The following is a 6,000-nucleotide window of genomic DNA, read 5'->3' on the forward strand; positions in this document are numbered from 1 at the left end:
GCGTGATGTGGATGGTATTTTCATTTGCATTACTTGTCTGCTACGTGATCACCGCGTTGTTCGGGCAAAAGTTGGCCAACGGATCTGTTGCCCATCTGCTGGACAGCAGTGCATACATTGGTGCCATATGGGCGACCCGGTGGGCAGCAAGAAAGGAAATACTTGGTAGCGAGCGTTCATCGGTTATAGAACGGGAATGGACTAAGCAGGGTTTAATACCGCCTTTATTCATCATCGGGCTCATCTCTGTACTTGGGTTAGTGTACGTTTTCCAAATTGTGATCAGTCCTGTGATTTACAGTGGGGTAGGGTACATCGCTGTGGCATGGGGAGAAGAGACCCTGTACCGTGGGTATATTATGAATTCCCTCACGGGTTCATTTTCCAAGACACGAGCAAATCTGATTCAAGCAGCAATGTTTGCCTTTCTTAGCCATGTAGGTGGTTTTGAGAACATGTTGTTCAACTTGATTGTCCGTTTTCCAATGGGATTGTTGCTTGGCTATATTGCCCAGAAAACCCATAGCTTGCGGGTACCAATGCTTATCCATTGGCTATATAACACGGGCTTAGACTTGCTCAGTATTTGAGAGGAGTTGCCAATATGATGAAGAACACTAAGGAAAAGCTTTTCTGTTTGCTCTTGTTGATAGGACTGGTGATTGACTTTGTTGTTCTCGTACAGACAATTACCAAAGAAAATCTGGTTGGCTTTCTGTTGTTGAATCTTGTGATTCCATTGCTGATTTGGAGTGCACTGACCGTTCTATTGGCAACGCACAGGTACAGAACTGAAGCCTTTCTAGCCAGCTCAACTGTATTCACTATCCTGTATCATGTGCTGACATTGCGTCTTCCACTCGGACCGATCATTCAGAAAGTTGCAGTTTTGAAAATCATCCACGTACAGACACAAGCCACATTCACTTCTGTTGTGATGACCTTCGTTTATGCATTTTTACTGATGCAGCTTTTGTATCAGGGGCGGCGAATGATGCGATTACAACGAGACGTGCTTATGTAAGACACGCGTAAGTTCACGTTACCGAAAGGAGGTGATTCCACAGGAAACAACAAAGAATACAGCGTGAACACCTGGGCGTAAAATAAACAGCGTACCTGAAGGTGTGTTTCACTATTGGGAGTGAACGACATTGAAAGGAAGTGATAGCAATGTTAACGAATGCGATGATTGCCGATATTCCACTGACTGTTACGCTCAACTTAGGAGTCATCAAGGTGAGCTACACGAACGGCTCTGGGCTTTAGGCTTTTGGGCACAGCGGAAGGTGGTGAAAACCATGTTGGTGAATTCAGCGATCGCAATGATTCCCTTGACTGTCACGGTGAACTTGGGTGTCATCAAGGTAAGTTACACAAATGGGTCAGGGCTTTAAGCTACTGTCGTTTTCTTGAGAGAATAGCGTGAGGATTCGAGGAGGTGAGTAATATGAATGGTTGGTTCCTGATTACCGTACCAAAACTGACGATCACAATCAGCTTGGGAATCGTATCCGGCAGCTGGACCAGTGCCAGCGGCCGGTGGTAGAGAACTGTTGCCGTTACCTGGAATAGATCACGAAAGGAGGTGCTGAGTATGGGAATCGTTTACGGTGAGTGGCCGTGGGAACGCCGAGGCTTCTAAGCCACACGAGACGTATTCAAGTGTAGCTGCTATACGATTGACACCGAGGCGGGATGGTGATTGTAGGATCGTGACAAGTAGTACAACAGGAGAGCAACTCTGGCGCGAATATTTAGCTCATCGGTTGTCGTACCAGTCAATGGAAAATGTGTTGCTAGAGTACTATAACGGGAACATGCTCGATGAGCAGACGTATTCTTGGGTGTCCCAGAACTTCACAAAAGCTCTGGCGATTCTTCTAGAGGTTACTCGTGATGAAGCCTGACGTTTTTAAGCAACATCAGTTTCTGGAAAACCGCCGATGATGAAGATATGAGGCAGAATTTCAAAAGGGGATGTCTGTCGAAAATAATTGTGTACTAAACGTTAATACTGGAGAAGGGGGGGTAACCGATATGGCTTTACGAATGATCATCCGGTTGTGTAATTGTCGTAACACATCTGCTCAGTCAAAAAAACACCAACATGGTGTTGGACACCATATTGGGTTAGGACGTTGTCCACCATTCGAGGGTAGCGACGGCTTGTAACGGTAAAGACGGTTATTGGTGATTAACGAGCTCCTCAGTAGGGACACCGGTTAGCTCCTGCCACTGAGTAGATAACCGTTTGGCCAACTTATCTGAACCGAGATGACGCAACGTGTCAAGTGCCCACAACATTTCCTTGGAACCGTCTTCGGTTTGCCCAGAAACGTATTCGTAAGCCGCTTTTAGGCTTTGCAAATTAATGGAAAACATCATCATACTTCTGATTGTCGGATTTCTATCTAAATCGTGGAGTAGTACCTGCGCGTCATGGAGGTGCTGCAGTTCGATTTGACGCGCCAGTATGTTCAATAGCACTTCAGCGACTATGCGCGAATTGATACCAACTCTAATATACTCTTCTGTGTGTTTGATTAGAGCATGACTGACATGTGGCAACATGTCTGGCGGGATAAATGGAAGAATATACGTCAATACTTTTAAATCATAGTGAAGCCAATCCTCCGATTCAAAAAGATAGTCCAGTACTTGGCTGGTTTCATTATTAGGTAAAGATTGATCTTCAAAGGTTAATTTTACCGACCGGGCTACAATCAAATTAACTTTGTCGCTTTGTAACCCGCTTGACGTATATTTAGTACTTGCCTGCTGAATAAGCTTGTTAAGCGCTTCAACATTTCCAGTAGCGGCCGCTACTGACAAGCGATTAAAAAAAGCAGCACTTCCAGTCCACATATAACCATATGCTCTGTATAAAAACTCACTGACAGTAACATTCATCCGTTGCAGTAGTTGCAAGAGGTTATTAAAGCTGATACTAGTGCCGCCCCGTTCAAATTTTGAAAGGAACGATTTGGTTACAATATCTCCTGCGGCTTCGCTTAAGCTAAGATTTTTGTCAGTACGAAAATCTTTAAAGGTTTCTCCAATTGGTAATTCCATGATTTTCCTCCTCGTATGTTGTTGCTGGCAGGCCTTTGATGTCATCTGAGTCATGCGTGAATGGAGATCCAAAACGAAGGGAAGATACTAAGATGAAAAAGAGCAGAACTCGTCAAGTCATTAGCTTGTTACTTCTAGTATTACTGAGTGGTAGCTTAATTTGGTACGATGATTCAGACGGTCCAGCACCGACCAACGTCTACAGTTATCAGACAACTGAATAGAAAGTCATCATGCCCTTCGGCTGGCACTTCGAGGGGAGCAATGACTTGAATATTTTGGTGTCAATCAGTTGAGCCGGTGAAAGTCTGTTTCACTTAGTTGTACATTGGCCGCGGCCACGTTGTCTGCCAAGTGCGCCGGATTGCTGGTCCCAGGGATCGGCAGAATGTTCGGCGACCGCTTCAAGAGCCAGGCCAGGGCGATTTGCGCCGGGGAGACGCCGTATTTCTTAGCGATGCTCTCCAGCGGGCTGTCGGTGCCGGTGAGCTTGCCGGTGTTCAGCGGGAACCAAGGGACGAACGCCATGTGCTGGGCCTCGGCGTAGTCGACGATGTCGTCGTCGCTGTGGTTCGCGACGTTATACAGGTTCTCCACAGCGTCGATACGGGCGTACTTCTGGGCTTCCTTGAGCTGATCCAGGGTGACCTGGGATAGACCGATGTGCCGGATCTTGCCCTCGTCCTTGAGCTTTTGCAACTCGCCGACCTGGTCGGCCAGGGGCACATGGGCGTCGATGCGGTGCAGGAAGAGCAGGTCTTCATGGTCGATACCCAGGGTCATCAGGGACACCTCGACCTGCTGGCGCAGGTAGGCCGGCACGCCCAGCGGGATCCATTGGTTCGGCCCGATCCGGGTCTGGCCGACTTTGTCAGAAATGAACAGGGCGTCCCGGTTCGCGGCGCCCTGCAAGCCTGCGGCCAAGTAGCGGTCGGCAAACCAGGGGCCGTATGAATCGGCCGTGTCGAAGAAGTTGACACCCAAGTCGATGGCCTTGCGCACTACGCTGACGGCCCGGTCCGGGTCTGGATACGGCCCCCATACGCCTTTGCCAGTCAGCTGCATGGTACCGTAACCCAGCCGGTTCACAACAAAATCGTCATCAAAACGGTATTGGCCCGCGTTCTTTGCATTAATGTCTGCCACAGATGCCACTTCTTTCTATGTGTCTGTCATGATTTACTTTACATTAGTTAGTGTACCGCCTTGGAACGAATTTTGGAAGTTGTGACAGAAAACCCCTGAAACCGGTGTCTTGTTCCGTTACAATAGAAAGGTAAGCGATTAGAGAAAGGACAGATCAATTTGGCACAGTTTCCGGATGGTTTCTTATGGGGCGGCGCGACCGCTGCTAATCAATATGAAGGCGCGTGGAACGTCGACGGCAAGGGCGTCAGCACCGCGGACATGTTAACCGGGGGCGACGTGGATCACCCCCGCCACTTCACTAAAACACTCGAACCGAATACGTATTATCCTTCCCACACCGGCAGTGATTTTTACCACCACTGGGAAGAAGACCTGGATTACTTGCACCAGATGGGCTTCAAGACCTACCGCCTATCCATTGCCTGGACCCGGATCTTCCCCAATGGCGACGACGCAGAGCCGAACCGCAAGGGCTTGGCTTTCTACAAGAAAATCTTCGAACGGTGCCAGGAATACGGCATCGAGCCGCTGGTCACGATCTCCCACTATGAGGCCCCGTACCACCTGACCGAAGCCTATGGCGGCTGGCAGGACCGGCGGGTGATCGGGTTCTTCGTGAACTACGCCCAGACGCTGTTCCGGGAATACCGGGGGCTCGTGCACTATTGGCTGACGTTCAACGAGATCAACATGCTCCAGTCGCCGTTCGGGGCGTACATGGCCGGGGCGTTGCCGTTAGCGGACGGCGCGCCGTTGTCGGCGCCCGTGGGGGTCCAAGCCGGCGGCAACCAGCTGCAGGCCCAGTACCAGGCGCTGCACAACCAATTCGTCGCCAGTGCCCAAGCGGTTCAGATCGGCCATGCCGTTGATCCGGACAATATGATCGGCTGCATGATTGCAGCGGGGGTGGACTACCCCTTAACCGCCAAGCCGGAAGATACCTTCAAGGCGGACATGAGCAACAACATGCGCAACTACTTCTGCGGCGACGTCCAGGTCCGGGGCGAGTATCCGGCCTTCGCCAAGCGGTTCTTCGACGAGAACAATATCCAACTGGACATCACCGACGCCGATCGCCAGACACTGGCGCTGGGCACGGTGGATTTCTACAGCTTCAGCTATTACTCCTCCGGCGTCCAGACGACGACCAACGAAGGCGAAGCGGCCGAGGCCAACCAGACCAAGACCAACAAGAACCCCTACCTCAAGTACAACGACTGGGGCTGGGCGATGGATCCGCTGGGTCTGCGCATCACGCTGGACCGGATCTACGGTCGCTACAATATCCCGCTGATGGTCGTGGAGAACGGCCTGGGGGCCTTCGATAAGGTCGAGGCGGACGGCAGCATCAACGACGACTACCGCATCGCCTATCTGCAGGGCCACATTGCCGCCATGGGCGACGCCATCGCCGACGGGGTCGACCTCATCGGCTACACGACCTGGGGCTGCATCGACCTGGCCTCCGCTGGGACGGGCCAGATGGACAAGCGCTACGGTTTCGTCTACGTCAACCGCAACGACAAGCAGGAGGGCGACTACAGCCGCCACCCGAAGAAGAGTTTCTACTGGTACAAGAAGGTCATCGCCAGCAATGGCGCGGACCTGAGTAACGACTAACTGTATGGCGAGGTAAGCAAAGGCTGGCACATTATTCACTGCGGAGACCGGTGAATGATGTGTCAGCCTGTTTGTGTGGAAAGAAAGGGCCCCGGGACACGGCGATTTGGGCCCTCCGCCAGGGGGCGTGGAACGTGGTGGGCACGGCTTGAAGCC

5 protein-coding genes are annotated in these 6,000 nt (G+C 51.1%); 3 read left to right on the forward strand and 2 right to left on the reverse strand.

Translation table 11 applies throughout. From position 1 onward, the window contains the following. Positions 1 to 5: 5 nt before the first annotated feature. Together L248_RS08415 and L248_RS08420 are read left to right on the forward strand one after the other, a co-directional pair. Positions 6 to 590: a CPBP family intramembrane glutamic endopeptidase gene (locus L248_RS08415; protein ID WP_220095315.1), complete on the forward strand. Its 585-nt coding sequence runs from the start codon at positions 6 to 8 to the stop codon at positions 588 to 590. Between the two features lie 14 nt (positions 591 to 604). Further along, on the forward strand, positions 605 to 1,024 hold the full coding sequence (locus tag L248_RS08420; protein WP_022529748.1) for a hypothetical protein: 420 nt from the start codon (positions 605 to 607) through the stop codon (positions 1,022 to 1,024). 1,163 nt (positions 1,025 to 2,187) lie between these two features. Here the strand turns inward: L248_RS08420 and L248_RS08425 are convergent. Together L248_RS08425 and L248_RS08430 are read right to left on the reverse strand one after the other, a co-directional pair. After that, on the reverse strand, positions 2,188 to 3,075 hold the full coding sequence (locus tag L248_RS08425) for an Rgg/GadR/MutR family transcriptional regulator (protein WP_040535742.1): 888 nt from the start codon (positions 3,073 to 3,075) through the stop codon (positions 2,188 to 2,190). Positions 3,076 to 3,363: 288 nt separating this feature from the next. Beyond that, a complete protein-coding gene (locus L248_RS08430; protein ID WP_022529752.1) occupies positions 3,364 to 4,221 on the reverse strand; it encodes an aldo/keto reductase in 858 nt (285 codons plus the stop codon). A 159-nt stretch (positions 4,222 to 4,380) separates the two neighbouring features. Here L248_RS08430 and L248_RS08435 point away from each other — a divergent pair, with 159 nt between their 5' ends. Then, a complete protein-coding gene (locus L248_RS08435; protein ID WP_022529753.1) occupies positions 4,381 to 5,844 on the forward strand; it encodes a family 1 glycosylhydrolase in 1,464 nt (487 codons plus the stop codon). Positions 5,845 to 6,000 lie beyond the last annotated feature (156 nt).

It is taken from the genome of Schleiferilactobacillus shenzhenensis LY-73 (genome assembly GCF_000469325.1).
Taxonomy (GTDB): domain Bacteria; phylum Bacillota; class Bacilli; order Lactobacillales; family Lactobacillaceae; genus Schleiferilactobacillus; species Schleiferilactobacillus shenzhenensis.

Coding starts and splice junctions, on each gene's coding strand:
- L248_RS08415 (WP_220095315.1), top strand. CDS start 6: ATGTGGATGGTATTTTCATTTGCATTACTTGTCTGCTACGTGATCACC.
- L248_RS08420 (WP_022529748.1), top strand. CDS start 605: ATGATGAAGAACACTAAGGAAAAGCTTTTCTGTTTGCTCTTGTTGATA.
- L248_RS08425 (WP_040535742.1), bottom strand. CDS start 3,075: ATGGAATTACCAATTGGAGAAACCTTTAAAGATTTTCGTACTGACAAA.